We start from the raw sequence: 24,957 nt of genomic DNA, 5'->3' as shown, positions 1-24,957 counted from the left end.
GGTGCAGGAAAAAGGACAGGCGTTTCCGCCCCTCCAACGCGTGACGACGCGCAGGAGTGCCCGCCCGCCACCCTTCGTCGAAGGGGCTTCGCCCCGCGGTCTCCCGCCGGCTGTCAGTTGCTCGCCGTAGACTTCCAGGCTGTCCCCCATAAGCGGGGGTCCGGGGGTGTCACCCCCCGAAGACTGCAGCCCGGAGGCCATCCGCCGTGACCAAGCCGCCCTTCACGCACCTGCACGTCCACACCCAGTACTCGCTGCTGGACGGTGCTGCGCGGCTCAAGGACATGTTCGAGGCGTGCAACGAGATGGGCATGACCCATATCGCCATGTCCGACCACGGCAACCTCCACGGGGCGTACGACTTCTTCCATTCCGCGCAGAAGGCCGGGGTCGTCCCGATCATCGGCATCGAGGCGTATGTCGCGCCCGAGTCCCGGCGCAACAAGCGCAAGATCCAGTGGGGCCAGCCGCACCAGAAGCGGGACGACGTCTCCGGTTCCGGTGGTTACACCCACAAGACCATCTGGGCGGCCAACGCGACGGGCCTGCACAACCTCTTCAGGCTCTCCTCCGACGCGTACGCGGAGGGCTGGCTGCAGAAGTGGCCGCGGATGGACAAGGAGACCATCGCCCAGTGGTCCGAGGGGCTGATCGCCTCCACGGGCTGCCCCTCCGGCGAGCTCCAGACCCGACTCCGCCTCGGTCAGTTCGACGAGGCCCTCAAGTCCGCCTCCGAGTACCAGGACATCTTCGGCAAGGACCGCTACTTCCTGGAGCTGATGGACCACGGCATCGAGATCGAGCGCCGGGTCCGTGACGGACTGCTGGAGATCGGCAAGAAGCTCGGCATCCCGCCGCTGGTGACCAACGACTCCCACTACACGTATGCGCACGAGGCGACCGCCCACGACGCGCTGCTGTGCATCCAGACCGGCAAGAACCTCTCCGACCCCGACCGCTTCAAGTTCGACGGCACCGGCTACTACCTGAAGTCGACCGACGAGATGTATGCGATCGACTCCTCCGACGCCTGGCAGGAGGGGTGCCGCAACACCCTCCTGGTCGCCCAGCAGATCGAGACGGAGGGGATGTTCCTCAAGCGCGACCTGATGCCGAAGTTCGACATCCCCGACGGGTACACCGAAGTCACCTGGTTCCAGGAGGAGGTCCGGCGGGGCATGGAGCGCCGCTATCCGGGAGGCATCCCCGAGGACCGCCAGCGGCAGGCCGAGTACGAGATGGACGTCATCATCCAGATGGGGTTCCCGGGGTACTTCCTCGTCGTCGCCGACTTCATCATGTGGGCGAAGAACCAGGGCATCGCGGTGGGCCCCGGCCGTGGCTCCGCGGCCGGTTCGATCGTGGCGTACGCCCTGGGCATCACCGACCTCGACCCGATCCCGCACGGTCTGATCTTCGAGCGGTTCCTCAACCCCGAGCGCGTCTCCATGCCCGACGTCGACATCGACTTCGACGAGCGCAGGCGCGTCGAGGTGATCAGGTATGTGACGGAGAAGTACGGCGCCGACAAGGTCGCCATGATCGGCACGTACGGCAAGATCAAGGCGAAGAACGCGATCAAGGACTCCGCCCGCGTGCTGGGCTATCCGTACGCGATGGGCGACCGGCTCACCAAGGCCATGCCCGCCGACGTCCTCGGCAAGGGCATCGACCTCAACGGCATCACCGATCCCTCCCACCCGCGTTACAGCGAGGCCGGCGAGATCCGCGCGATGTACGAGAACGAACCGGACGTCAAGAAGGTCATCGACACCGCGAAGGGCGTCGAGGGCCTCGTCAGGCAGATGGGGGTGCACGCCGCCGGCGTGATCATGTCCAGCGAGACCATCACCGAGCATGTCCCCGTGTGGGTCAGGCACACCGACGGCGTGACCATCACCCAATGGGACTACCCGCAGTGCGAGTCGCTCGGCCTGCTGAAGATGGACTTCCTGGGCCTGCGCAACCTCACGATCATGGACGACGCCATCAAGATGGTGAAGTCCAACAAGGGCATCGACCTGGAGATGCTCTCCCTCCCGCTCGACGACCCCAAGACCTTCGAGCTGCTCCAGCGCGGTGACACCCTCGGCGTCTTCCAGTTCGACGGCGGGCCCATGCGCTCGCTGCTGCGGCTGATGAAGCCCGACAACTTCGAAGACATCTCCGCCGTGTCCGCGCTCTACCGCCCGGGCCCGATGGGCATGAACTCGCACACGAACTACGCCCTGCGCAAGAACAAGCAGCAGGAGATCACGCCGATCCACCCGGAGCTGGAGGAGCCCCTCAGGGAGGTCCTGGACGTCACCTACGGCCTGATCGTCTACCAGGAGCAGGTGCAGAAGGCCGCCCAGATCATCGCCGGGTACTCGCTCGGCGAGGCCGACATCCTCCGCCGCGTGATGGGCAAGAAGAAGCCCGACGAACTGGCGAAGAACTTCGTCCTGTTCCAGAAGGGCGCCCGGGAGAAGGGCTACAGCGACGAGGCCATCCAGGCGCTGTGGGACGTGCTGGTCCCCTTCGCCGGATACGCCTTCAACAAGGCGCACTCCGCCGCGTACGGCCTCGTCTCCTACTGGACGGCGTACCTCAAGGCGAACCACCCCGCGGAGTACATGGCGGCGCTGCTCACCTCGGTCAAGGACGACAAGGACAAGTCGGCCGTCTATCTGAACGAGTGCCGGCGCATGGGCATCAAGGTCCTCCCGCCCAACGTCAACGAGTCCATGTCGAACTTCGCTGCCCAGGGCGACGACGTGATCCTCTTCGGCCTCACCGCCGTGCGCAACGTCGGGCAGAACGTCGTCGAATCGATCATCAGGTCCCGCAAGGCGAAGGGGAAGTACAGCTCCTTCCCCGACTTCCTCGACAAGGTCGAGGCCGTCGTCTGCAACAAGCGCACCGTCGAGTCCCTCATCAAGGCCGGCGCCTTCGACGAGATGGGCCACACCCGCAAGGGTCTGGTAGCCCACCACGAGCCGATGATCGACAACGTGGTCGCGGTCAAGCGCAAGGAGGCCGAGGGGCAGTTCGACCTCTTCGGCGGCATGGGCGAGGAGGAGAGCAGCGAGCCCGGCTTCGGCCTCGACGTCGAGTTCTCCGACGTCGAGTGGGAGAAGTCCTACCTGCTCGCCCAGGAGCGCGAGATGCTCGGCCTGTACGTCTCCGACCACCCGCTCTTCGGCATCGAGCACGTCCTGTCCGACAAGACGGACGCGGCGATCTCCCAGCTGACGGGCGGCGAGCACGCGGACGGCGCGGTCGTCACCATCGGCGGCATCATCTCCGGCCTGCAGCGCAAGATGACCAAGCAGGGCAACGCCTGGGCGATCGCCACCGTCGAGGACCTCGCCGGTTCGATCGAGTGCATGTTCTTCCCGGCGACGTACCAGCTCGTGTCCACCCAGCTCGTCGAGGACACCGTGGTCTTCGTCAAGGGCCGTCTCGACAAGCGCGAGGACGTGCCCAGGCTCGTCGCCATGGAGCTGATGGTCCCGGACCTGTCGTCGGCCGGGACCAACGCGCCGGTCGTCGTGACCATCCCGACCGTCAAGGTCACCCCGCCCATGGTGAGCCGCCTCGGCGAGATCCTCAGCCATCACAAGGGCAACACCGAGGTGCGGATCAAACTCCAGGGCCCGCGCAAGACGACGGTGCTCCGGCTCGACCGGCACCGTGTCCAGCCCGACCCCGCGCTGTTCGGCGACCTGAAGGTGCTGCTCGGCCCCTCCTGCCTGGCCGGCTGACCTTCGGGGCCGCGCGGCGCAGTCGAGCAGCAGCAGTCACGCAGGCGCAATCGGGCAGAGGCAATCGGGCAGAAGCGGTCACGCAGAAGCAGTCACGCAGAAGGGGTGCACCCGTCGTCACGGGCGCGCCCCTTCTTGCCGCTCACGTCCGTCAGTTGTGGCCGAAGCGCTTCTGCCGGCCCTTGTGGGCCACATCGGACGGCGTCACCTGCGCCGCGCGCTGCTCAGCCTGCGCCTCCATCGAGGACTTGGTGGCCTCCTGGCGGCCGCGCTCCGCCGGAGAAGATTTCTGTTTGCGTTCACGGTTCTTGTTCTTGGCCATGGTGGTTGCCTCCTGTGAGCGTCTGGGTGCCAGAGCCGCTGTCAGGCTCACATAGGTGAATAACCGGCGCATTTTGGATCATTGCGGACCGTAGTCACCCGTCAGGGGCCTGGACCGGATCGATCCGCCACGCCGATGATCGAGTTCCGGCCGTCAACACTGGGGCAGTCGGGCAGACTCGAAGGAAACCCGGAAGAATCCCCGATCCGGACCTTTCCCGGCCTCCGAGTTCCCGCGATCACCGGACCTGCCCGGCGCTCGCGCACGGCTCACGGGAACGTCGCCGAAAGAGTCCCCGAAAGAGGGTGGAACGCGTGGACCGCTGCGTCGTCCTGGTGGACGCCGGATATCTGCTGGGCGCGGCCGCGAGCCTTCTCGCGGGAGAACCGGCGCGGTCGCGGATCACCGTCGACCACTCCGCCCTGATCCATGGCCTGCGCGACCTCGCCGAGGCCGACACCGAACGCCCGCTGCTGCGTATCTACTGGTTCGACGGTGCCCCCGACCGGGTGCCCCAGCCCGAGCACCGCAGGCTGCGGGTGATGCCCAGGGTCACGGTCCGCCTCGGCGCCCTGACCCGAAGCGACGGCCGCTGGGCCCAGAAGGGCGTCGACGCGGCCATGCACGCCGAGCTCACCGAACTGGCCAGGAACCGGGCCTGTTCCGACGTGGTGCTCGTCACCGGCGACGGCGATCTGCTGCCCGGCCTGATGTCCGCGAAGGAGCACGGCGTCGCCGTCCACCTGTGGGCCGTCCAGGCCGCCGACGGCGACTACAACCAGTCCGAGGACCTGGTCGCCGAGGCCGACGAACGCCGCGTCCTGGACCGGGTCTGGATCACCCGCGCGGTCCGGGCCAGGGAACTCACCGGCGTCTGCGCCCCGGCGCCCGTGCCCCGCCCCGAGATCGCCGCCATCCTGTCCGCGCCGCTGCCGGAGTCGGCGCTCGCCGACTCGGCCGAGCGCGCGGCCGATTCCGCCGCGCGCAACGGCGCACCATCCGCATCCGCCGACGACGCCCCCGAAACCGCACCCGCCCCGGCCGCCCCGGCAAAGGGCGTCCCCACGCCCAAGGACCTCGCCGGACTGCGCGCCCCCGGCCAGCAGCCCGCGGCCCACCCCGTGAACGCCACCCTGCGCTGGTCCTCCGACAAGGGCTGGGTCGACCGGTCGGGACAGGGGGCGCTCGGCGAACCGCCGGAGAGCGCGTCCCTGCCCACCCTCGCCCAGCTCACCAGCGCCGAGCAGCGCTGGGCCGACCGGGAGGAGGACATCACCACCGTCGGTGGCGACCCCTTCGAGGTGGGCCAGGTCTTCGCCCGCCGCTGGATGGAACGGCTGCCGGAGACCGGCCACGTGCAGAAGCTGTCCAGCATGTATCCGCGCATCCCGCACCGCATCGACGGCGAACTACTGCGCTATGCAGCGCGTTTCGGACTTCTCGCCCACAAGGACGACCAGATCGACGAGCACGACCGCTATGCGATCCGGGCCGGATTCTGGCGCGAGATCGATGTACGGACGGCCACCGAGCACGCCGCCGCGGGGGAGCAGTCGGGGCCCGAGGGCATTCGGAGCGGCCGGACCCCGTAGTCTCGTACCTCGTGAGTACGGTGTGCGTGGTGCGGGATCTGGTCAAGACGTACCCCGCCGCGCGCGGCAGGAGGGGCACGCCCGGGACACCCGAGGTGCGTGCCACCGACGGGATCAGCCTCGATGTCCGGCGCGGCGAGGTCTTCGGCCTGCTCGGACCCAACGGCGCGGGCAAGTCCACCCTGGTGCGCCAGCTCACCGGCCTCATGCGCCCCGATTCCGGCGCCGTCGAGCTCCTCGGCCATGACCTGGTGCGCCATCCCGAGCGGGCGGCCCGGCTGATCGGCTACCTCGGCCAGGAGTCCACCGCCCTCGACGAACTGACCGTCGCCCTCGCCGCCGAGACCACCGGGCGGCTGCGCGGGCTGACCGTACGGCAGGCGCGGGACGAACGGGACGCCGTCCTGGACGAGCTCGGACTCACCGCACTCGCCGCGCGTCCCCTCAAGAAACTGTCCGGCGGCCAGCGGCGGCTCGCCTGTTTCGCGGCGACCCTCGTCGGCGAGCGGCCGGTCCTGGTCCTGGACGAACCGACGACCGGCATGGACCCCGTCGCGCGGCGTGCCGTGTGGGCGGCGGTCGACCGCAGGCGCGCCGAGCACGGCGTGACCGTGCTCCTCGTCACCCACAACGTCATCGAGGCCGAGACCGTCCTCGACCGCGTCGCCGTGCTCGACCGTGGCCGTGTCATCGCCTGCGACTCGCCCTCCGGACTGAAGGAGCGGGTCGCGGGTGAGGTCCGCGTGGAACTGGTGTGGCGCGAGCGGGCGCCGCTCGACGTCCCCGAGGTGGCGGCGCTGCGCGGTGTCGCCCAGGAGTCCGGGCGCCGGTGGGTGCTGCGGCTGGGGCCGGAGGAGGCGCGGGCGGCGGTCGCCGCGGTGACGGGCGGTGCGGCGTTCGCGGCGCTCGACGACTTCACGCTGGCCACCCCGAGTCTGGAGGACGTGTACTTGGCACTCGGCGGGAACACGACGAAGGGGCTGGTCAAGGCGTGAGCATCATCTCCGCCGAGTCGGCGAGGACCATGAGCGGGGCGGCGTCGCCCGTCACTGAGCACGCGCCCGCACCGCTCGCGCCGCGGGCCCGGCTGTTGCCGGCGCTGGCCGCCGTGTACCGGGCGCAGCTGTCCCGGGCGCGGGTCGCCCGGATCCCGCTGCTGTTCGTGGCGACCTTCCAGTCCGTCGGGATCATGGTCCTGATGCGCGGGGTCGTCGACGGAGGCACGGAGGCGAAGGCGGTCGTCGCCGGCGCGAGCGTGCTCGTCGTCGCCTTCGTCGCGCTGAATCTGCTCGCCCAGTACTTCGGGCAGCTGCGCGCCGGGGGAGGCCTCGACCACTACGCCACGCTGCCGGTGCCGCCGGCGGCCGTGGTGCTCGGCGCGGCAGCGGCGTACGCCTCCTTCACCGTGCCGGGCACCGTGGTGACGGCGGTCGCGGGCAGCGTGCTCTTCGAGCTGCCGCTGACGCACCTGTGGGTCCTCGCCGCGGTGATCCCGCTGTCCGGGGCGGCTCTGGCCGGACTGGGCGCGGCCCTCGGCCTGCTCGCGCCGCGCCAGGAACTGGCGACGCTACTCGGCCAGCTGGGCATGTCGGCGGCGCTGCTGCTCGGCGTGCTTCCGGCGGACCGGCTGCCCGCACCGATCGGGTACGCCCGCGACCTGTTGCCCTCCACGTACGGGGTCGAGGCGCTGGCCCGTACCTTCGACGCGCGTCCCGACTGGGCCGCGGTCGGGCTCGATCTCGCGGTCTGCGCGGCCGTCGGCGTGGTGTCGCTGGCGGCGGCGACGTGGGCGTACCGGCGGGCGGCAGTCCGGTGAGGCGTCACTCGGGCAGGCCTGGCACGATGGCGGGTGTGACCGCACCGCTGACGCCTCCCCACCAGCCGAACGAGCAGCCCTCGGGCGACAACCCCTGGCAGTCGCCGTCCCCGGGCCCTGTCCCCGCGGATGCGGCCTGGCCGGGCGACGGACCGGGCGAGAAGGACGGCCGGCACACGGACGAACCGCGCAAGGACCTCCGGGACGGCGCCGTGGTGCTGGTGGCCGTGACGGTGCTCGGTGTGGCGCTCGGGCTGCTGTGGCTGTGGCTGGCACCGCGGGTGCCGCTCGTCTCCCACGACAACGGGGTCTTCCTCAAGGACACGGAGGGCGAGGAGGCCATTGGCGCAGACGGAACGTTTGCTCTGCTGGCGGCCGGGCTGGGCGCGCTGAGCGCGGCGGCCGTCTTCCTGTACCGCCGCACCGGCGGCATCGTCCTGGTGGTGGCGCTCGCGCTCGGCGGCGTGCTGGCGTCGCTGCTCGGCTGGGGCGTCGGCGTCTGGTTCGGCCCGACGACCGACGTGGTGCAACACGCGCGCGAGGTGGGCGAGGGCGTCACGTTCGACGCGTACCTGGAACTGGGCGCGAAGAACGCGCTGCTGGCGTGGCCGCTGTCGGCGATGGCGGTCCACCTGGGTCTGACGGCCCTGTTCGGGCCGCGGGACCCGGAGCCGGAGTGGGAGTCGCACGGTCCCTGGCAGACGTGACCTGCCCCCACCCCGCCTCTTCCCGTGCCGGGCTCCGCCCCCGGCCTTGCACCCGCTGGTTTCGGGGCACGACCGGCGCGGAGCCTCCGGTAACGCGCACCGGCCGCTGATGCGGTCGATGGGAGTGAGCTCCCGGGTACCGGCGGTCCCTGGCCGCTGGCTGTGGCAGATCGGAGCGCGCACCCGGCACGCGCGCCCCCGGCCGCACGCGCGCCCCCGGCCGCTACGCGCGGCCGATCGGGGCCATGGTCGCCGATGTCAGGGTGGCGAGGGACGCCGGGGACAGTTCGACCTCCAGGCCGCGGCGGCCCGCCGAGATGCAGATCGAGTCGTGCTGCGCCGCCGACGTGTCCAGGACCGTCGGCAGGCGCTTGCGCTGGCCGAGGGGCGAGATGCCGCCGCGTACGTAGCCCGTCGTGCGTTCCGCCGCCGCGGGGTCCGCCATCGTCGCCCGCTTGCCGCCCACCGCCGCCGCCAGTGCCTTCAGGTCGAGCTGGCCCGCGACCGGGACCACCGCCACCGTCAGGGTGCCGTCCACGTCCGCGACGAGGGTCTTGAAGACGCGGTCGGGCGAGACGCCGAGCGCCTCCGCCGCCTCCTCGCCGTACGACGGCGCTGACGGATCGTGGTCGTACGCGTGCAGCGTGAACGGCGTGCCCGCGGCCGTCAGGGCCACCGTCGCGGGCGTGCCCCCCGACTGCTTCTTCTGCTTCCTGGCCATGTGGGCGATCCCTCCCGTCAGTTGGGGCTCGTCGGCTGCCGGGTCAGGTCGACCATCGGCAGCGACGGGAGATGGCGCAGTACGGCCGTCTCCGTTCGCAGGAGCTTCAGTTCCTCTCGCAGCCGCGTCGCCGTATCCGGCGCCTGGAGGAGCCGCTGCTTCGCGGGGGTGTCCAGCACCGCCGCCGCGGCGACCAGATAGGACACCACCGACGGCTCGTCCGGCAGCTCCGTGCCCGTCGACAGCGTCCGCTCGCGCGCGCCCGCCAGCCGCTGCTGGTAGTTGCGGAAGGCCCGCAGCACGCCCTCCGCGAGCGCGCCCGCCCCGTCACCCGGCTCCTCGGGGATCTCCTCGAACTCCGCCGTCAGGAACGGGCCGCTCGCGTCCACCGACAGCAGCTTCACCCGCGTCGTCCCGGTCGCCAGGACCTCGAAGCTGCCGTCCGCCCGCTCCCGGATCGTTGCCGCGTCGGCGATGCAGCCCACCCGGTGGAACGCCTGGATCGGGTCGGGTCCGAAGCCGGCAGCGGGGCCGCGCTCCATGACCGTCGTCGGGTCCGGCATGCCGGGCGCGGTGGGCGCGACCTCCCGTCCGTCCCGGATGGCGACGACGGCGAAGCGCCTCGGCTCCTCCTCGTCCGTCTTCAGCAGTTCGCGCATCATGGCGCGATAACGCTCCTCGAAGATGTTCAGGGGCAGTACGAGCCCAGGGAACAGCACCGAGTTCAGCGGGAAGAGGGGAAGGCGAGCGGTGGTCACGGGGGTCAAGAGTAATGGTCGCGGGATCGGCCCCCGCGTCCGCACAGCGGCATCGTGTACGCGACCTCGATGCACACCCCGTCGCGGGCCCGCAGGAACTGCCCCAGCGGGTCGTCCGTCACCGAGGTCCAGGGGAAGGACGTGGCGTACGGGCCGATCAGCCGGAACTGCGCCAGCGCGTCCGCCCATCGCCCTCGCGACACCAGCACGTAGGTGAGCGTGTTGCGGACCTCGGCCGGCCAGGGGTCGCCCGCCGCGTAGTCGGCGGACAGCGCGATCGCGAGGTCCGCCGCCGCGTCGATCCGGTCGTCCTGCACCGACGTCGTCGGCTCAGAGGCGAGCAGCTGGGCGAACGCCGCCCGGACGGGGAGCGCCTGGATCAGCGAACCGGGCAGCGCGTCGGCGGCCGCCTGCTCGGCGAAGTCGAAGCACTCGCGGTGCGAGCCGTACCACTGGGCGGACAGATACTGCAGCGCTGCCACATGGCAGCCGTAGTGGTGCGACGACCGGCGGATGGCCCGCTCCCACAGGGCCTCGAAGGCCGTGTGCGTGGCATGCGTTCCCCGTGCGTGGTCCAGCGCGATGCGCCACGGCACCGGGTCGCTCGGTTCGGCGTCCGCCGCCGCGTCGATCAGCGGGCCGACCTCCCGCAGCAGCTCGGCGCGTGCCGGCGACTCCCACGCCCGCGCGAGCGCGAGCTGCGCCTTCACGAGCAGCGCGTCCGCGTCGCGGGGCGCGGCGCCGAGCCAGCTGCCGAGCCACTCGTCGCGGTTGCGGGCGAAGGCCGCGAGCCGCGCCACGTATCGGTCGCGGCTTTCCCATTCGGCCGATTCCCGTGTGGTCGCCAGCAGTTTCGCGGCTCCCTCGTACTCGCCCTCGGCGGCCGCGACGAGCGCGGGAGCGAGCCGCTCGTCGGGGGCGTCGAGCAGTACCGCGTCATCGGGCACAAGGCTTTCGGACAGCCGGGGCGTATGACGGATCATGCGCGCGGTACGGGTCAGGGCGCGAAGGAAAGACATGGTGCGGACCATTGAAAACCGCAGGTGAGCGCCGCGCCAGAGGCCAGCTGTGAATCTTTGGTAGCGGCGGAAAGGTTGTCCGCTCGCTGGTCAAGAGATCGTAAAGACGAGTCGATGCGCGCCGCAGAGGGCCGCTCGGCCGCCTCATCCGCGGCGCAACAGACGCGACGCACCCGCGGCCACCGTGGTCGCCAGAATCCACCCGAGAAGCACCAGTGCCGCCGAAGCCCATTGCCAGTGCCCGTCAAGTCGCCAATAGCCGTCCTGGCCGAGATTGATCACCGGAATGAGCAGATCCAGCGCATACAGAGCGGGATTCCATTCCGGATGCTCGTCCTTCTTGATCGGATCCGGGGCCACCTGGGAGAAGGCGATCGCACCCGCCGCCCACAGCACCGCCATCCACAGCGCCGCCCGCCCCGGCCGGTAGCCGTACGCCACGGTCCAGTCCTGGAGATACCCCCACAGCTTCGCGGCCAGCGGCAGCGTCTCGCGCCGCCTGCGCTGCTTGGCCAGCAGCACCTCACGCGCGTCCGCGTCCTCACCGCTGTTGCGCAGCACCGTCGCGAGACGTTCGTACGGCTCCGGGGAGTACTCCGGCGTCGCCGATGCCACCCACTCAAGCCGGCGCGACAGCGGGAACTCCTCGTAGGGGACGAGATTCTCGTAGACGAAGCCGCCCATCGCCAGGCCGCCCGGCCCCGGCCAGCTCGCCGCCAGGTCGATCAGGGTCACCACCTTGGCGCCGTTCAGCACGACCCGGCCCTCCTCGGGACGCTCCGCGTTGAACCGCAGTTCCGGCGTCGTGATCCGGCGCAGCGACAGCTCCTCGTGCGGGCTCAGGCCGAACCGCGCACCGTTCAGATCGACCGCGTCGCCGAACCGCCCGTCGTCCAGGCGCACCCCGCCGTAGCACTCGAAGGGCTGAAGCCGCGAGCCACGCACCGGAGCCCCTTGGGCGGTGATCCCGAACGGGGGAGTGGCGCCCTGGTTGCCGGTGGCGACGCTCACCCACGCGCCCGTCATGTACAGCGTGCGCTCCACGCTCAACTGCGGGGCGTTCAGCGCGCGCCGCTCCGCCGCGGCCCGCAGCCGGCTGCCGCGCAGACTGAGCGAGACCCCGATCTTCGCGCCGCGCAGGCTGAACTCCCCGTACGTCTCGATCAGTTCGGCCTGTAAGTCCTGGGCGACCGACATGCCGTCCGCGGTGATGGCGCGCCCCCGGCGGTCCGGCCGCACATGGATCTGGTTGATCAGCAGGTCCGTGCCGATCTGCGCGTCGGTGAGCCGGATGCCGTGCTCCACCCGGCAGCGCGGCATGTGCAGATCGCCCTCCGTGCGCAGCCGGGCCGCCTCGATGCGCGGAATCGCGCAGCTGACCAGGCGCACGGTCGTGAAGTGCGCCTCCGGCATCAGCAGCTCGTTCTCGAAGCGGCAGCTGTTGAGCTCGACGTAGGGGCCGATGCTGCCGCCGGCGAGCTTGAGCGTGCCGGTGATCTGGACGCCGCGCAGCTTGAGCGCCGCGACCCGGCCGGGACGCGCCGAGGGCCCGTTCAGCAGCAGCCGCGCCAGGATGGAGGCACGGACGCTGCGCTCGGGACCCCAGGGGCGGGGCGAGAAAGGATCGTTCAGCAGGGGATCGATGTCGCTGAGGTCGTGCGTGCTTCCATTTCTGAAGGCGTTCCACATGTGCAGCTCGGTCGGGCTCAGTCCCTCCGGAGGCCCGTCGTCAAGCGGCTCCGTCACTGCCGCCCCTCCGCTCGTTGGCTCGTACAGCTGTTCTTCCCGCTGCGTGACGGCCTGAACGCTAGTGGTGATTGTCGGCCGGAGATGATCTGAGGTGGCTGTTTTCGGCCTCCGGGAAGGGTGGGGGCCCGGTGGCGGCCGCGTCTGTATCAGCCACTGATACAGAACACAACCGCTGGATCCGGTCTGAGAGAATTGACCACGTGATCTCTCGAATCGATCTGCGCGGCGACGCCCTCCCCGAGGGTGGCGCTCTGCGCGACCTGCTGCCCCGTGCCGACTTCGACGTGGCGGCCGCCCTGGAGAAGGTGCGGCCGATCTGCGAGGACGTGCATCATCGTGGCGACGCGGCGCTGATCGAGTACACGGAGAAATTCGACGGCGTCGCCCTCGACCAGGTGCGCGTGCCCGCCGCAGCCCTGACCAGGGCGCTGAACGAGCTCGACGCCGGGGTCAGGGCCGCGCTGGAGGAGTCGATCCGGCGCGCCAGGATCGTCCACCGCGCGCAGCGCCGCAAGGACCACACCACCCAGGTCGTCCCCGGCGGCACCGTCACCGAGAAGTGGATTCCCGTCGACCGCGTCGGGCTCTACGCACCCGGCGGCCGCTCCGTCTACCCCTCCTCCGTGATCATGAACGTGGTGCCCGCGCAGGAGGCCGGTGTCGCCTCCATCGCGCTCGCGTCCCCGGCGCAGAAGGAGTTCGACGGCCTTCCGCACCCCACGATCCTCGCGGCCTGCGCCCTGCTCGGCGTCGACGAGGTGTACGCGGCCGGCGGCGCCACCGCCGTCGCGATGTTCGCGTACGGCACCGAGTCCTGCCCCCCGGCGAACATGGTCACCGGCCCCGGCAACATCTGGGTCGCCGCCGCCAAGCGGTACTTCACCGGCCGCATCGGCATCGACGCGGAGGCCGGCCCCACCGAGATCGCGATCCTCGCCGACTCGACCGCCGACCCCGTGCACGTGGCCGCCGACCTGATCAGCCAGGCCGAGCACGACCCGCTGGCCGCGGCGGTGCTCGTCACCGACTCCGAGGAACTCGCCGCCGCGGTCGAGCGCGAGTTGGTGCCGCAGGTCGCCGCCACCAAGCACGTCGAGGACCGGATCAAGCCCGCTCTCGCCGGCCGGCAGTCCGCGATCGTCCTGGTCCGCGGCCTGGACGACGGCCTCAAGGTCGTCGACGCCTACGGCGCCGAGCACCTGGAGATCCAGACCGCCGACGCCGCCGATGTCGCGGCCCGGGTCCGCAACGCCGGCGCGATCTTCGTCGGCCCCTGGGCGCCGGTGTCCCTCGGCGACTACGCCGCCGGCTCCAACCACGTCCTGCCGACCGGCGGCTGCGCCTGCCACTCCTCGGGTCTGTCCGTGCAGTCCTTCCTGCGCGGCATCCACATCGTGGACTACACGCACGACGCGCTCGCCGAGGTCACCCACCACGTCGTCACGCTCGCCGAGGCGGAGGACCTCCCCGCGCACGGCGCCGCGATGAAGGCACGGTTCGGCTGGAAGGTGCCGGGACAGTGAGCGAGAACATCGGAAACACCTCCTCGTCCCCTTGGGACGAACTGCCGATCCGGGACGAGCTGCGCGGCAAGTCCCCCTACGGGGCGCCCCAGCTGGACGTCCCCGTCCGGCTGAACACCAACGAGAACCCCTACCCGCTGCCCGAGCCGCTCGTCGAGCGGATCGCGGAGCGCGTGCGCGACGCCGCGCGCGGGCTGAACCGCTACCCCGACCGGGACGCGGTCGAGCTGCGCACCGAGCTGGCGCGCTACCTCACCCGCACGACCGGCCACGAGGTCGCGCTCGCCAACGTCTGGGCCGCCAACGGCTCCAACGAGGTCATCCAGCAGCTGCTGCAGACCTTCGCCGGACCCGGCAGGACCGCCATCGGCTTCGAGCCGTCGTACTCCATGCACGGGCTGATCTCCCGGGGCACCGGCACGGGCTGGATCTCCGGCCCCCGCGGCGACGACTTCACCATCGACGTCGGCAAGGCGCGGGCCGCCATCGCCGAGCACCGACCGGACGTCGTCTTCGTCACCACGCCCAACAACCCCACCGGCACCGCCGTCGACGCCGACACCGTCCTCGCGCTGTACGAGGCCGCGCAGGCGGCCAAGCCGTCCCTCGTCGTGGTGGACGAGGCGTACGTGGAGTTCAGCCACCACCCCTCACTGCTGCCGCTCATCGAGGGCCGGCCGAACCTGGTGATCTCGCGCACGATGTCGAAGGCGTTCGGCGCGGCCGGGCTGCGCCTCGGCTACCTCGCCGCGCACCCCGCGGTGGTCGACGCCGTCCAGCTGGTGCGCCTGCCGTACCACCTGTCGGCCGTCACCCAGGCCACCGCGCTGGCCGCCCTGGAGCACACCGATACGCTGCTCGGGTACGTCGAGCAGCTGAAGACGGAACGGGACCGGCTGGTCGAGGAGCTGCGCGCCATCGGCTACGAGGTCACCGACTCCGACGCCAACTTCGTGCAGTTCGGACGCTTCGACGATGCCCATGTGATGTGGCAGCAGATCCTCGACCGGGGTGTCCTGGTCCGTGACAACGGCGTACCGGGCTGGCTGCGGGTCACCGCCGGTACGCCCGAAGAGAACGACGCGTTCCTCGATGCGGTTCGCGCACTGAAGAAGGAGCAGAGCTCATGAGCCGCACTGGACGGGTCGAGCGCACCACCAAGGAGACCTCGGTCGTCGTCGAGATCGACCTCGACGGCACCGGCAAGGTCGACGTCGCCACCGGCGTCGGCTTCTTCGACCACATGCTGGACCAGCTCGGCAGGCACGGCCTGTTCGACCTGACCGTCAAGACCGACGGCGACCTGCACATCGACACCCACCACACCATCGAGGACACCGCGCTCGCGCTCGGCGCCGCCTTCAAGCAGGCCCTCGGTGACAAGGTCGGCATCTACCGCTTCGGCAACTGCACCGTGCCGCTGGACGAGTCCCTCGCGCAGGTCACGGTGGACCTCTCCGGCCGCCCGTACCTGGTGCACACCGAGCCGGAGAACATGGCGCCGATGATCGGCGCCTACGACACGACGATGACCCGTCACATCCTGGAGTCCTTCGTCGCCCAGGCGCAGATAGCGCTGCACGTCCACGTCCCGTACGGGCGCAACGCGCACCACATCGTCGAGTGCCAGTTCAAGGCACTCGCCCGCGCCCTGCGCTACGCCTCGGAGCGCGACCCGCGCGCCGCAGGCATCCTGCCGTCCACGAAGGGCGCCCTCTGAGCATGACCGGCCTGTCCACCATCCTCATCGTCGTCGGGCTGTTCCTGGCCGGCGGTGTCTACTCCTTCTCCAAGCAGAAGATGCCCAAGGGGCCTATCGTGCTGCTGGCCGGGGCCTCCGCGATGTGCCTGGTCGCCGGCGTCCTGCGGATTCAGGGAATCTGGGTATGAGCGCACAGAAGAAGGTCGTCGTCTTCGACTACGGCTTCGGCAACGTCCGCTCCGCCGAGCGCGCGCTCGCGCGGGTCGGCGCCGACGTCGAGATCACGCGTGACTACGACAAGGCCATGAACGCCGACGGACTGCTCGTCCCCGGCGTCGGCGCCTTCTCCGCCTGCATGGACGGGCTGAAGAAGGCTCGCGGCGAATGGGTCGTCGACCGCAGACTGTCCGGCGGGCGGCCCGTCATGGGCATCTGCGTCGGTATGCAGATCCTGTTCGCACGCGGCATCGAGCACGGCGTCGAGACCCAGGGACTCGACGAATGGCCCGGCACCGTCGGCCCGCTGAAGGCCCCGGTCGTTCCCCACATGGGCTGGAACACCGTCGACGCGCCCGCGGACAGCGAGCTCTTCGCCGGAGTCGGTGCCGACGAGCGGTTCTACTTCGTGCACTCCTACGCGGTGCACGAGTGGAACTTCGAGGTCACCAGCGCCGCCCTGCGCGCACCGAAGGTGACCTGGGCCACGCACGGCGAGTCCTTCGTCGCCGCCGTTGAGAACGGCGCGCTGTGGGCCACCCAGTTCCACCCCGAGAAGTCCGGCGACGCCGGCGCCCAGCTGCTGACCAACTGGATCGAGACTCTCTGATGCCGAAGCTTGAACTCCTCCCCGCAGTCGACGTCCGGGACGGCCAGGCCGTCCGGCTCGTCCATGGCGAGTCCGGTACGGAGACCTCGTACGGCTCCCCGCTGGAGGCCGCCCTCACCTGGCAGCGCGCGGGCGCCGAGTGGCTGCACCTCGTCGACCTGGACGCCGCCTTCGGCACCGGCGACAACCGTGACCTGATCGCCGAGGTCGCCGGGGCCATGGACATCAAGGTCGAGCTGTCCGGCGGCATCCGCGACGACGCCTCCCTCGAGGCGGCGCTCGCCACCGGCTGCCGCCGCGTCAACCTGGGCACCGCCGCGCTGGAGACCCCCGAGTGGGTCGCCAAGGTCATCGCCCGGTACGGCGACCGGATCGCCGTCGGCCTCGACGTGCGGGGCACCACGCTGCGCGGCCGCGGCTGGACCCGCGACGGCGGCGACCTGTACGAGACCCTGGCCCGCCTCGACTCCGAGGGCTGCGCCCGGTACGTCGTCACCGACATCGCGAAGGACGGCACGCTCCAGGGCCCCAACCTCGAACTGCTGCGCAACGTGTGCGCCGCGACCGACAAGCCCGTCGTCGCCTCCGGCGGCGTCTCCTCCCTCGACGACCTGCGGGCGCTGGCCTCGCTGGTGCCCGAGGGCGTCGAGGGCGCGATCGTCGGAAAGGCGCTCTACGCCAAGGCGTTCACCCTCGAAGAGGCCCTCGCGGCGGTGTCCGTATGACCGACGCCGTACGCCGGGTCGGCTCGGGCGGTCCGTGGGAGGAGTCCTTCGGCTACTCCCGCGCCGTCCAGCTGCCGAACGGCCTGGTCCTGGTCTCCGGCTGCACGTCCGTCGTCGGCGGCGAGATCTCCGCGGGCGGCCCGTACGAGCAGACGATGACCGCCTTCGGGGTGGCCGTCGACGCACTGAAGGAACTCGGCCTCGGTGCCGAGGACGTGGTCCGCACACGTATGTACATCACCCACGCCCGGGATATAGATGAAGTGGGCCGCGCACACAAGGAGTGGTTCGGCGAGGTCCGTCCGGCCGCGTCGATGCTGATCGTCGCCGGCTTCGTCGACCCCTCGCTGGTCGTCGAGGTGGAGGTCGAGGCGTACCGAGGAGGTGCGGAATGACCCTCGCGGTCCGAGTGATCCCCTGCCTGGACGTCGACGCCGGCCGGGTCGTCAAGGGCGTCAACTTCCAGAACCTGCGCGACGCGGGCGACCCCGTCGAGATGGCCAAGCTGTACGACGCCGAGGGCGCCGACGAGCTCACGTTCCTCGACATCACCGCCTCGTCCGGGAACCGGGAGACGACATACGACGTGGTGCGCCGCACCGCAGAGCAGGTCTTCATCCCGCTCACCGTCGGTGGTGGCGTGCGCAGCGCCGAGGACGTCGACAAGCTGCTGCGGGCGGGCGCCGACAAGGTCGGCGTCAACACCGCCGCGATCGCCCGGCCGGAGCTGATCCGCGAGATCGCCGAGCGGTTCGGCCGCCAGGTGCTGGTGCTCTCGGTCGACGCCCGGCGGACCGCCTCGGGCTCGTTCGAGGTCACGACGCACGGCGGCCGCAAGGGCACCGGCATCGACGCCGTCGAGTGGGCGCACCGGGCCGCCGAGCTGGGCGCCGGCGAGATCCTGCTCAACTCGATGGACGCCGACGGCACCAAGGACGGCTACGACACCGAGATGATCGCGGCCGTGCGCAAGCACGTCACGGTCCCGGTGATCGCCTCCGGCGGCGCCGGCAGGCTTGCCCACTTCCCGCCGGCCGTCGAGGCCGGCGCGGACGCGGTGCTCGCCGCCTCCGTGTTCCACTTCGGCGATCTGCGGATCTCGCAGGTCAAGGAAACACTGCGGGCGGCGGGCCACCTGGTGCGCTGAGGCAGTGGCTCCCTGCTCCTTGAGGGCCGTTGCTGAGGCCGGTGTCGACCCGGAGAGCATCGGCCCCGTGCCGCCGGGGCCGGGGCCGCCGCCCTCCGGTCGGTTCCGGAGCGGGGCGGGCGTTGTATGCGCCCCGCGCGGTAGGTCCGCTTGACCTACCCCGCTGCTGTGTGACGCCGCCGGTGCCGCACCGTACCGAGCCGCCGCCGCGCACGGACTGCCGGCGGCGGTGATGGAGGGCCGCGCGGGAGCCTGCCGCCTGGCTGGCCCATCGGGCCGTGCGGTACGACCTCCGGTGGCCCGACCCGGCCTACCCGAACGACTTGATCCGACCTGTTACGGAATGTCGCGATCTGTCACGGCCTGCTACACGTGACCGCGGCAGGCGTCGGGCGCGAGACCGTCGCCGTGGAGGCGTGGCGTCTTTCGAGAGGTCATCGACACAGATGCGTTGCTGGACCGTGATGCGGAAAATGTCGCATACCCCTGGGTACCGACCAGGCGGTATGCCATTCTCGGACGTCAGGAAGATCCGGTGCACGGCCTGCCCCCAACCGCCGCACCGGAGCCAACCGACTCCCTGTGGAGGCCGCCATGCCGCACGTCCTGCGTTCGCGCGTCAGAGCCCTGCCCGCGCCCTTCAGCGGACCGCAGCGTTCGCGCTCGCTCGTCGACGCCGAGGCACTCGCCGTCCTGCACCGGGCCGCGCAGGTCCTCCTCGACAACCTGGACGGCCTCACCAGCAGCCTGGTGGCGGAGCTGCGCGAGCAGGAACCGGCGTACCGCGCGATGATCGAGGCCGATCCCTCGGGGGTGTGGCAGGAGGTCCACCTGTCGCTCCGGCACAGCATCGAGTCGATGATCCGGCCACGCGAGATGCGGGAGGCGGCGCGGCTGATCTCACGGCGGATCGGCGCATCGCGGGCCGAGCAGGGCGTGCCGCTCGACGCGCTGCTGCACGCCTTCCGTCTCGGCGGCGCCATGGCGTGGCAGGGGCTCGTGGACGAGACCGCGCGCCGTCATCCGGAGGACATGCGGCTGCTCGTGCACGTGGCCGCGGACGTGTGGACTTTCGTCGACGAGCACTGCCGCCTGGTCGCCGAGGCGTACCACCAGACGGAACGGCAGCTGGCCTGGCGGAGGGAGAACAGGGTGCGGCTGATGACCGGGGCACTGCTGGACGGCACCACCCGCATCACCGACCTCCCCGAGGTCGCCGCGACCCTGGCCCTGCCGGAGGCCGGCCGGTACGCGGTGGTCGCCGTCTCTCCCGGCGCCCCGGCCGTCCACGCCCCGCCGGCGCTGCCGGCCGGCACCCGCGCCATGTGGCACGCGTCGGGGGACGGCGAACTGGCGATCGTCCTCCTGGACGCGGACCCCGACACGGACTGGCATCCGGGCGGGCGTGGGTATCCGGTCGCGGACGGCAATGTGGGCACGGACGGGCCCTGGGCCGCGAACGGGCACCCGGACACGGACAGCCACGCGCGTACGGCCAGGAACGCGGACACGGCCGGCCACCCGCACACGGCCGGCCACCCGGCCGCGGGCGGGAGCCCCGGCACGGGCAGCCGTCCGGGCGCGGACGGGAGCCGGGACATGGACAGGCAACCGGGCGCGGAGGTGGAGCACGGCGGCCTCGCCCGTCCGGAGCCGCCGCTTCGCACCAGGACAGGCGCCCCCACCACACCCGCCGAGCTCGCCGCGCGCCTGGACGTGCCGCCCGGCGTCCGGGTCGGCATCAGCCCGGTCGTCACCGGTCTGGCCGCCGTGGGGGAGGCCCGCGGCTACGCGGAGATCGCGCTGCGCGCCTGTCCGCGTGACGGCGGTGTCGTCCTCCTCGACGAGCACCTGCCCGCCGCGCTCGTCGTCACCTCGCCGAATCTCGGCAGGGCGCTGGCCGACCGCGTACTCGGCCCGCTCGGCTGCATCGACCCCGCCGACCGCGAACTCCTCGTCGAGACCCTCACCGCGTGGTTAAGGTCCGACGGCTCCGCGCAGCGCGCCGCGAAGCTCCTGTACTGCCACCGCAACACGGTGCTCAACCGGCTGCGGCGCTTCGAGCAGCTCACCGGCCGGTCGCTGTCCCGGCCGTCCGACGTGGTCGAGGTGTCTCTCGCGCTCACGGCCGCACGCCTGCTGACGACCTGACATAAACCGCCCTGCGCCGGGGCACAGGCCCGCGCCGCCTGCGCCTGTGCTCCGGCACCGGAGATCCGCGGACCGCTGTACGCGCCGCCGTGGCCCTGGTGGCGTGGGCGTCACGCATTCCCTCGTACCTCTGGTCCTCGCTGCGGGCGGCGAAGGCCCCTTCCTTGCCCTTGTCGTCCTTCTCGTCTTCGTCGCGGCCTCGCTTGTGCTGTGCGGCCTGGCGGCCGCCGACGAGGACGACCCGACGCGGGCGGCGTGCGGTGGGCGATCTACGGGACGCTGCAGCTCCTCGCCGTGCTGATGGCGTTGTCACCGGTCACCTCGGGCACACCGACCTCCCTCTTCCCGGACCAGGACTTCCACTGGTTCCCCGTGCGGACGCCGGGTCTGGTCACCATCCCGGTGGGCTTCCCGCCGGCACTTGCGGGATCACGCCGTGGGCGCGCGGCCCTCGCGCCCACGGAGGTGTGGGCCGCCGGCCGGCGACGGCGCCGACGGGACCACGATCGTGCGCGCCGCCGAGGAATGCTCTCCTGGGCTGCGCCGCACGAGCGCCGTACGGGCTGTGCTCCCCGCACCCGGGCCGCATGGAACTCCCCGCGCTGCTTCCGCCCGCGGACGTACGGTGTGTCCCGCACGGTGGCCGACGGTCACGAGGGGCTGAGGCGCGGTGCCCGGCGCCCCACGGACGATCACGGCCCCCGGCTGGCGGACCCGCCTCGTCACCGGCACCTGCCGGCGCACGATGTTGTCAGTCCCCGCCGACCTGGTGCCCCGGGACCTCAGATCCCCAGCTTCGCCTCACGCACCCGCGCGATCGCATCCTTGTCGCCCTCCAGGTCCACCCGCGAAGCGTCCTGGCGTCCGAAGGCGAAGAACGTCAGCTCGCCGGGCTCCCCGGTCACCGTCACGACCGGCGTCCCGCGGTGCGCCACCGCCGTCTGCCCGTCCGGCCTGCGCAGCACCAGGCCCACCGGCGACCTTCGTCCCAGCAGCCGCGCGCCCTTCTCCAGACGCGACCACAGGACGTTCTCGAACACCTTGTCCAGATCGCGCGGCGCCCAGTCGGGCTGCGCCCGCCGCACGTCCTCGGCGTGGACGAAGAACTCGACCGTGTTCGCCGCCTCGTCGACCTGCTTGATGGCGTACGGGGACATCCGCGGTGGGCCCGTACGGATCAGCTGGACCAGCTCCTCGTACGGCTTGGCGGCGAACTCGGCCTGGATCCGCTCCGCACGGTCCTTCAGCGCCCTGAGCAGAATCCCGCCCGCGGCGTCGGGCCGGTGCTCGCGCATCACTAGGTGCGCCGCCAGCTCTCGTGTCGTCCAGCCGCCGCACAGGGTCGGAGCATCCGGTCCGGCCGCCTCCAACAGATCGGCGAGGAGAAGTCGTTCACGCTTCGCATGGGTCGACATGCCCGCCAGCGTACGGCCGCTCAGACGGGTCCGCCCGGTGGAGGAACCGCCGCCCCGGCCGGGTCCGCACAGTGGACGCACCGTCCGACCCGCCCCACGGCACGGCACAATGGGCGCATGACCAGCAGTGTCCCCGCGAGTGCCCTCGACCTCGCCGTCGCCGCCCGCCTCAAGCGCAGCGCCGACGGCCTCCTGCCCGCCATCGCCCAGCAGTACGACACCGGTGAGGTGCTGATGCTCGGCTGGATGGACGACGAGGCACTGCACCGCACCCTGACCACCGGCCGCTGCACCTACTGGTCCCGCAGCCGCCAGGAGTACTGGGTCAAGGGCGACACCTCCGGCCATGTGCAGCACGTGAAGTCGGTCGCCCTGGACTGCGACGCCGACACCGTGCTCGTCAAGGTCGACCAGGTCGGCGCCGCCTGCCACACCGGCGCCCGGACCTGCTTCGACGCCGACGTCCTGTTCGACGCCGATGCCGTGTCGCTCGGCGAGTAGGGTCTGCCGCCATGGATCTCGAGACCTTCCGCAAGCTGGCCGCCGACCGCCGTGTCATCCCCGTCAGCCGCCGCCTGCTCGCGGATGGCGACACGCCGGTCGGGCTCTACCGCAAGCTCGCCGCCGAGCGCCCCGGCACGTTCCTCCTGGAGTCGGCGGAGAACGGCCGCTCCTGGTCGCGCTACTCGTTCATCGGCGTGCGCTCAGACGCCACGCTGACCGTGCGCGACGGCGAGGCGCACTGGCTCGGGGGCCCGCCCGTCGGCGTCCCCACCGGCGGTGACCCGCTCACCGCCCTGCGCGAGACCGTGCAGACCCTGCACACTCCGCGTGACCTGGCATCCGCCATGCCCCCCTTCACCGGCGGCATGGTCGGCTACCTCGGGTACGACATCGTCCGCAGGCTCGAGAAGATCGGCCCCGGCGAACGCGACGACCTGCGGCTGCCCGAGCTCACCATGCTGCTCACCTCGGACCTCGCGGTCATGGACCACTGGGACGGCAGCGTCCTGCTGATCGCCAACGCGATCAACCACAACTGCCTCGACACCGGGGTCGACGAGGCGTACGCGGACGCCGTGGCCCGCCTCGACGCCATGGAGGCGGACCTCGCCCGGCCGATCGTCTCCGCGCCCGCCGCACTGCCGCCCTCGGAGCTGCCCGAGTTCTCCGCGCTGTGGGGAGGGCGGGACTACCAGGACGCCGTCGAGGACATCAAGGAGCGCATCCGGGCCGGCGAGGCGTTCCAGGTCGTGCCCTCGCAGCGGTTCGAGACGCCGTGCACGGCCGGCGCGCTGGACGTCTACCGGGTGCTGCGGGCCACCAACCCCTCGCCGTACATGTACCTCTTCCGCTTCGAGGGCTTCGACGTCGTCGGCTCCAGCCCCGAGGCGCTGGTCAAGGTCGAGGACGGGCAGGCCATGCTCCACCCGATCGCCGGCACCCGCCCGCGCGGCGCCACCCCGCAGGAGGACCACGACCTCGCCGAGGAACTGCTCGCCGACCCCAAGGAACGCGCCGAGCACCTGATGCTCGTCGACCTCGGCCGCAACGACCTCGGCCGTGTCTGCGAACCCGGCAGCGTCGAGGTCGTCGACTTCATGTCGATCGAGCGGTACTCCCACGTCATGCACATCGTCTCCACCGTGACCGGCAGGGTCGCCGAAGGCCGTACCGCCTTCGACGTCCTCACCGCCTGCTTCCCCGCGGGCACCTTGTCCGGTGCGCCCAAGCCCCGCGCGATGCAGATCATCGACGAGCTGGAGCCGTCGCGGCGCGGACTGTACGGCGGCGCCGTCGGCTACCTGGACTTCGCCGGCGACTCCGACACCGCCATCGCCATCAGGACGGCGCTGCTGCGCGACGGCACGGCGTACGTCCAGGCCGGAGCGGGTGTCGTCGCCGACTCCGACCCGGTCGCCGAGGACACCGAGTGCCGCAACAAGGCGGCGGCGGTGCTGCGCGCCGTTCACACCGCCAACCGCCTGAACGACGCCGCGGGGCGTAAGGGATAGTGGACGCGTGAGTGCCGTACCCGTACCCCAGTCCCGCGCGGCGGCCCCGTCGGCCGCCACGAGCGGCAGCCGCCGCAGCCTTGCCGCGGCCCTGCTCCTCGGCGCCACCGGCGCGACCGTCGTCCTGCTCGCCGCCGGCCGGATCTGGGCCGAGGGCCACGCCTTGGTCGGCGGCGGAACCGTTGCGCTCGACGCGAAGGGCGGGGACGTCACGGGCGTGCCCACCGCCCTCGCGATCGTCGGTCTCGCCGCGCTCGTCGCCGTCTTCGCCGTGCGCAACGGCGGCCGCGTCGTCGTCTCCGGGCTGCTGGCCCTGAGCGGCGCGGGTGCGACGCTGGCCGCGCTGCTGGGCGCGTCCGACAGCGCCGCGCTGGACGAGCAGGCGGCGCGGACCACCGGCGACGCCGGCGCGACGGTCGAGGCGCTCACGCACACGGCCTGGCCGTATGTCACCGTGGCCGGCGGGGGGTTGATCCTGCTCGCCGGAGTCCTGGCCCTGCGGTACGGCAGGCAGTGGCCGACCATGTCCGGCCGCTACGAGCGCGACGGGACGCCCCGTCCCCGCAAGGCGGCCGTGGTGGACCCCGACCGGCCCGAGGACCTCTGGAAGGCCCTGGACCGCGGCGAGGACCCGACGCGCGAAGGGTGACCCCAGCTCATCACGCCTGTCGTCGTACGGGACAATGACAGCGAGCGTCCGGCTCAGCACGAGCACCAGCTCACGACAGCGCATCAGAAACGAGGAGCAACTCATGGCGGGCAGCAGCCACGGACACACCCCGGCCGCCTGGACCGGTGTCACCATCTCGTTCATCGGCTTCTGCGTCGCAGGCGTCTTCATGGTGGCGAACAGCCCGGTCGGCTTCTGGGCCGGTTCGGCCCTGATCGCGCTCGGCGCGATCGCGGGCGGCGCCATGAAGAGGGCCGGCTTCGGCACCCCCAAGGAGCCGCAGGACGTGGTCGAGGCCCGGGAGCGTGCCGCCGCACGGGAGCGGGCGACCGCGTGACGCGGTGACGACCCGA

General features: G+C 71.4%; 24 protein-coding genes. 18 read left to right on the top strand and 6 right to left on the bottom strand.

The window, feature by feature from the left end; genetic code table 11:
* Positions 1-206: 206 nt before the first annotated feature.
* On the top strand, positions 207-3,746 hold the full coding sequence (dnaE, locus tag ACH5AF_RS15015) for a DNA polymerase III subunit alpha (RefSeq protein ID WP_398902079.1): 3,540 nt from the start codon (positions 207-209) through the stop codon (positions 3,744-3,746).
* Between the two features lie 151 nt (positions 3,747-3,897).
* Here the strand turns inward: dnaE and ACH5AF_RS15010 are convergent, their stop codons facing one another.
* Positions 3,898-4,068, bottom strand: coding sequence for a hypothetical protein (locus tag ACH5AF_RS15010; RefSeq protein WP_398902078.1), 171 nt, complete (start codon positions 4,066-4,068; stop codon positions 3,898-3,900).
* Between the two features lie 305 nt (positions 4,069-4,373).
* On the opposite strand from ACH5AF_RS15010, the gene ACH5AF_RS15005 reads away from it, so the two are divergent.
* The 4 genes from ACH5AF_RS15005 to ACH5AF_RS14990 are packed head-to-tail and all read left to right on the top strand — an operon-like array spanning position 4,374 to position 8,183.
* Positions 4,374-5,660: an NYN domain-containing protein gene (locus ACH5AF_RS15005; RefSeq protein WP_398902077.1), complete on the top strand. Its 1,287-nt coding sequence runs from the start codon at positions 4,374-4,376 to the stop codon at positions 5,658-5,660.
* A 20-nt stretch (positions 5,661-5,680) separates the two neighbouring features.
* Complete coding sequence (locus tag ACH5AF_RS15000) at positions 5,681-6,655, top strand: ABC transporter ATP-binding protein (protein ID WP_398902280.1); 975 nt, start codon at positions 5,681-5,683, stop codon at positions 6,653-6,655.
* Positions 6,656-6,684: 29 nt separating this feature from the next.
* The gene (locus ACH5AF_RS14995; protein ID WP_398902279.1) at positions 6,685-7,476 is read left to right on the top strand and encodes an ABC transporter permease; all 792 of its coding nucleotides are present in this window, start codon (positions 6,685-6,687) and stop codon (positions 7,474-7,476) included.
* 35 nt (positions 7,477-7,511) lie between these two features.
* A complete protein-coding gene (locus tag ACH5AF_RS14990; protein WP_398902076.1) occupies positions 7,512-8,183 on the top strand; it encodes an ABC transporter permease in 672 nt (223 codons plus the stop codon).
* Between the two features lie 223 nt (positions 8,184-8,406).
* Here the strand turns inward: ACH5AF_RS14990 and ybaK are convergent, their stop codons facing one another.
* From ybaK to ACH5AF_RS14970, 4 genes are all read right to left on the bottom strand, one after another.
* Positions 8,407-8,904: a Cys-tRNA(Pro) deacylase gene (ybaK, locus tag ACH5AF_RS14985; RefSeq protein WP_398902075.1), complete on the bottom strand. Its 498-nt coding sequence runs from the start codon at positions 8,902-8,904 to the stop codon at positions 8,407-8,409.
* Between the two features lie 17 nt (positions 8,905-8,921).
* Complete coding sequence (locus ACH5AF_RS14980) at positions 8,922-9,662, bottom strand: LON peptidase substrate-binding domain-containing protein (protein WP_398902074.1); 741 nt, start codon at positions 9,660-9,662, stop codon at positions 8,922-8,924.
* Between the two features lie 5 nt (positions 9,663-9,667).
* Positions 9,668-10,693: a hypothetical protein gene (locus ACH5AF_RS14975; protein ID WP_398902073.1), complete on the bottom strand. Its 1,026-nt coding sequence runs from the start codon at positions 10,691-10,693 to the stop codon at positions 9,668-9,670.
* Between the two features lie 132 nt (positions 10,694-10,825).
* Positions 10,826-12,427 carry an oxidoreductase gene (locus tag ACH5AF_RS14970; protein WP_398902072.1) on the bottom strand — a complete coding sequence of 534 codons (1,602 nt, stop codon included), beginning with the start codon at positions 12,425-12,427 and terminating at the stop codon, positions 10,826-10,828.
* Positions 12,428-12,630: 203 nt separating this feature from the next.
* Between ACH5AF_RS14970 and hisD the strand changes: the two genes are divergently transcribed.
* The 9 genes from hisD (at position 12,631) to ACH5AF_RS14925 (ending at position 20,504) form a co-directional block, all read left to right on the top strand.
* Complete coding sequence (hisD, locus tag ACH5AF_RS14965; protein WP_398902071.1) at positions 12,631-13,953, top strand: histidinol dehydrogenase; 1,323 nt, start codon at positions 12,631-12,633, stop codon at positions 13,951-13,953.
* Positions 13,950-15,083, top strand: a complete 1,134-nt coding sequence (locus ACH5AF_RS14960) for a histidinol-phosphate transaminase (protein WP_398902070.1) — start codon at positions 13,950-13,952, stop codon at positions 15,081-15,083. The genes hisD and ACH5AF_RS14960 overlap by 4 nt, the downstream gene beginning before the upstream one ends.
* Positions 15,080-15,673: an imidazoleglycerol-phosphate dehydratase HisB gene (gene hisB, locus ACH5AF_RS14955; protein ID WP_398902069.1), complete on the top strand. Its 594-nt coding sequence runs from the start codon at positions 15,080-15,082 to the stop codon at positions 15,671-15,673. Before ACH5AF_RS14960 ends, hisB begins: the two co-directional genes overlap by 4 nt.
* Before the next feature lie 2 nt (positions 15,674-15,675).
* Positions 15,676-15,843 carry a hypothetical protein gene (locus ACH5AF_RS14950; RefSeq protein WP_398902068.1) on the top strand — a complete coding sequence of 56 codons (168 nt, stop codon included), beginning with the start codon at positions 15,676-15,678 and terminating at the stop codon, positions 15,841-15,843.
* Positions 15,840-16,481: an imidazole glycerol phosphate synthase subunit HisH gene (gene hisH / locus ACH5AF_RS14945; RefSeq protein ID WP_398902067.1), complete on the top strand. Its 642-nt coding sequence runs from the start codon at positions 15,840-15,842 to the stop codon at positions 16,479-16,481. Before ACH5AF_RS14950 ends, hisH begins: the two co-directional genes overlap by 4 nt.
* Entirely contained in the window at positions 16,481-17,206 is a 726-nt protein-coding gene (gene priA / locus ACH5AF_RS14940; protein WP_398902066.1) for a bifunctional 1-(5-phosphoribosyl)-5-((5-phosphoribosylamino)methylideneamino)imidazole-4-carboxamide isomerase/phosphoribosylanthranilate isomerase PriA, read from the top strand. Before hisH ends, priA begins: the two co-directional genes overlap by 1 nt.
* Entirely contained in the window at positions 17,203-17,601 is a 399-nt protein-coding gene (locus tag ACH5AF_RS14935) for a RidA family protein (protein WP_398902065.1), read from the top strand. The genes priA and ACH5AF_RS14935 overlap by 4 nt, the downstream gene beginning before the upstream one ends.
* Entirely contained in the window at positions 17,598-18,353 is a 756-nt protein-coding gene (gene hisF / locus ACH5AF_RS14930; RefSeq protein WP_398902064.1) for an imidazole glycerol phosphate synthase subunit HisF, read from the top strand. Before ACH5AF_RS14935 ends, hisF begins: the two co-directional genes overlap by 4 nt.
* Before the next feature lie 594 nt (positions 18,354-18,947).
* Positions 18,948-20,504, top strand: coding sequence for a helix-turn-helix domain-containing protein (locus tag ACH5AF_RS14925; protein WP_398902063.1), 1,557 nt, complete (start codon positions 18,948-18,950; stop codon positions 20,502-20,504).
* Between the two features lie 782 nt (positions 20,505-21,286).
* Here ACH5AF_RS14925 and ACH5AF_RS14920 read toward each other — a convergent pair.
* On the bottom strand, positions 21,287-21,919 hold the full coding sequence (locus tag ACH5AF_RS14920) for a TIGR03085 family metal-binding protein (RefSeq protein WP_398902062.1): 633 nt from the start codon (positions 21,917-21,919) through the stop codon (positions 21,287-21,289).
* Between the two features lie 117 nt (positions 21,920-22,036).
* Here ACH5AF_RS14920 and hisI point away from each other — a divergent pair, with 117 nt between their 5' ends.
* From hisI to ACH5AF_RS14900, 4 genes are all read left to right on the top strand, one after another.
* Positions 22,037-22,420 (top strand): phosphoribosyl-AMP cyclohydrolase, encoded by a 384-nt coding sequence (gene hisI / locus ACH5AF_RS14915; RefSeq protein ID WP_398902061.1) that lies wholly within the window; start codon positions 22,037-22,039, stop codon positions 22,418-22,420.
* A gap of 11 nt (positions 22,421-22,431) precedes the next feature.
* Complete coding sequence (locus ACH5AF_RS14910) at positions 22,432-23,934, top strand: anthranilate synthase component I (RefSeq protein ID WP_398902060.1); 1,503 nt, start codon at positions 22,432-22,434, stop codon at positions 23,932-23,934.
* A 7-nt stretch (positions 23,935-23,941) separates the two neighbouring features.
* Complete coding sequence (locus ACH5AF_RS14905) at positions 23,942-24,583, top strand: TIGR02234 family membrane protein (protein ID WP_398902059.1); 642 nt, start codon at positions 23,942-23,944, stop codon at positions 24,581-24,583.
* A gap of 103 nt (positions 24,584-24,686) precedes the next feature.
* Positions 24,687-24,941: an HGxxPAAW family protein gene (locus tag ACH5AF_RS14900; protein WP_398902058.1), complete on the top strand. Its 255-nt coding sequence runs from the start codon at positions 24,687-24,689 to the stop codon at positions 24,939-24,941.
* Positions 24,942-24,957 lie beyond the last annotated feature (16 nt).

It is taken from the genome of Streptomyces sp. NPDC018833, assembly GCF_044390825.1.
Classification (GTDB): domain Bacteria; phylum Actinomycetota; class Actinomycetes; order Streptomycetales; family Streptomycetaceae; genus Streptomyces.
Note: the sequence above shows the minus strand (reverse complement) of the source record. Positions and strands in the feature narration are given on the sequence as shown.

Excerpts from the sequence above, each read along its gene's own strand:
- ACH5AF_RS15010 (WP_398902078.1), bottom strand. The coding sequence starts at position 4,068 with ATGGCCAAGAACAAGAACCGTGAACGCAAACAGAAATCTTCTCCGGCG.
- ACH5AF_RS14995 (WP_398902279.1), top strand. The coding sequence starts at position 6,685 with ATGAGCGGGGCGGCGTCGCCCGTCACTGAGCACGCGCCCGCACCGCTC.
- ybaK (WP_398902075.1), bottom strand. The coding sequence starts at position 8,904 with ATGGCCAGGAAGCAGAAGAAGCAGTCGGGGGGCACGCCCGCGACGGTG.
- ACH5AF_RS14975 (WP_398902073.1), bottom strand. The coding sequence starts at position 10,693 with ATGGTCCGCACCATGTCTTTCCTTCGCGCCCTGACCCGTACCGCGCGC.
- hisB (WP_398902069.1), top strand. The coding sequence starts at position 15,080 with ATGAGCCGCACTGGACGGGTCGAGCGCACCACCAAGGAGACCTCGGTC.
- ACH5AF_RS14950 (WP_398902068.1), top strand. The coding sequence starts at position 15,676 with ATGACCGGCCTGTCCACCATCCTCATCGTCGTCGGGCTGTTCCTGGCC.
- hisH (WP_398902067.1), top strand. The coding sequence starts at position 15,840 with ATGAGCGCACAGAAGAAGGTCGTCGTCTTCGACTACGGCTTCGGCAAC.
- priA (WP_398902066.1), top strand. The coding sequence starts at position 16,481 with ATGCCGAAGCTTGAACTCCTCCCCGCAGTCGACGTCCGGGACGGCCAG.
- ACH5AF_RS14935 (WP_398902065.1), top strand. The coding sequence starts at position 17,203 with ATGACCGACGCCGTACGCCGGGTCGGCTCGGGCGGTCCGTGGGAGGAG.
- hisF (WP_398902064.1), top strand. The coding sequence starts at position 17,598 with ATGACCCTCGCGGTCCGAGTGATCCCCTGCCTGGACGTCGACGCCGGC.
- ACH5AF_RS14925 (WP_398902063.1), top strand. The coding sequence starts at position 18,948 with ATGCCGCACGTCCTGCGTTCGCGCGTCAGAGCCCTGCCCGCGCCCTTC.
- ACH5AF_RS14920 (WP_398902062.1), bottom strand. The coding sequence starts at position 21,919 with ATGTCGACCCATGCGAAGCGTGAACGACTTCTCCTCGCCGATCTGTTG.
- hisI (WP_398902061.1), top strand. The coding sequence starts at position 22,037 with ATGACCAGCAGTGTCCCCGCGAGTGCCCTCGACCTCGCCGTCGCCGCC.
- ACH5AF_RS14910 (WP_398902060.1), top strand. The coding sequence starts at position 22,432 with ATGGATCTCGAGACCTTCCGCAAGCTGGCCGCCGACCGCCGTGTCATC.
- ACH5AF_RS14900 (WP_398902058.1), top strand. The coding sequence starts at position 24,687 with ATGGCGGGCAGCAGCCACGGACACACCCCGGCCGCCTGGACCGGTGTC.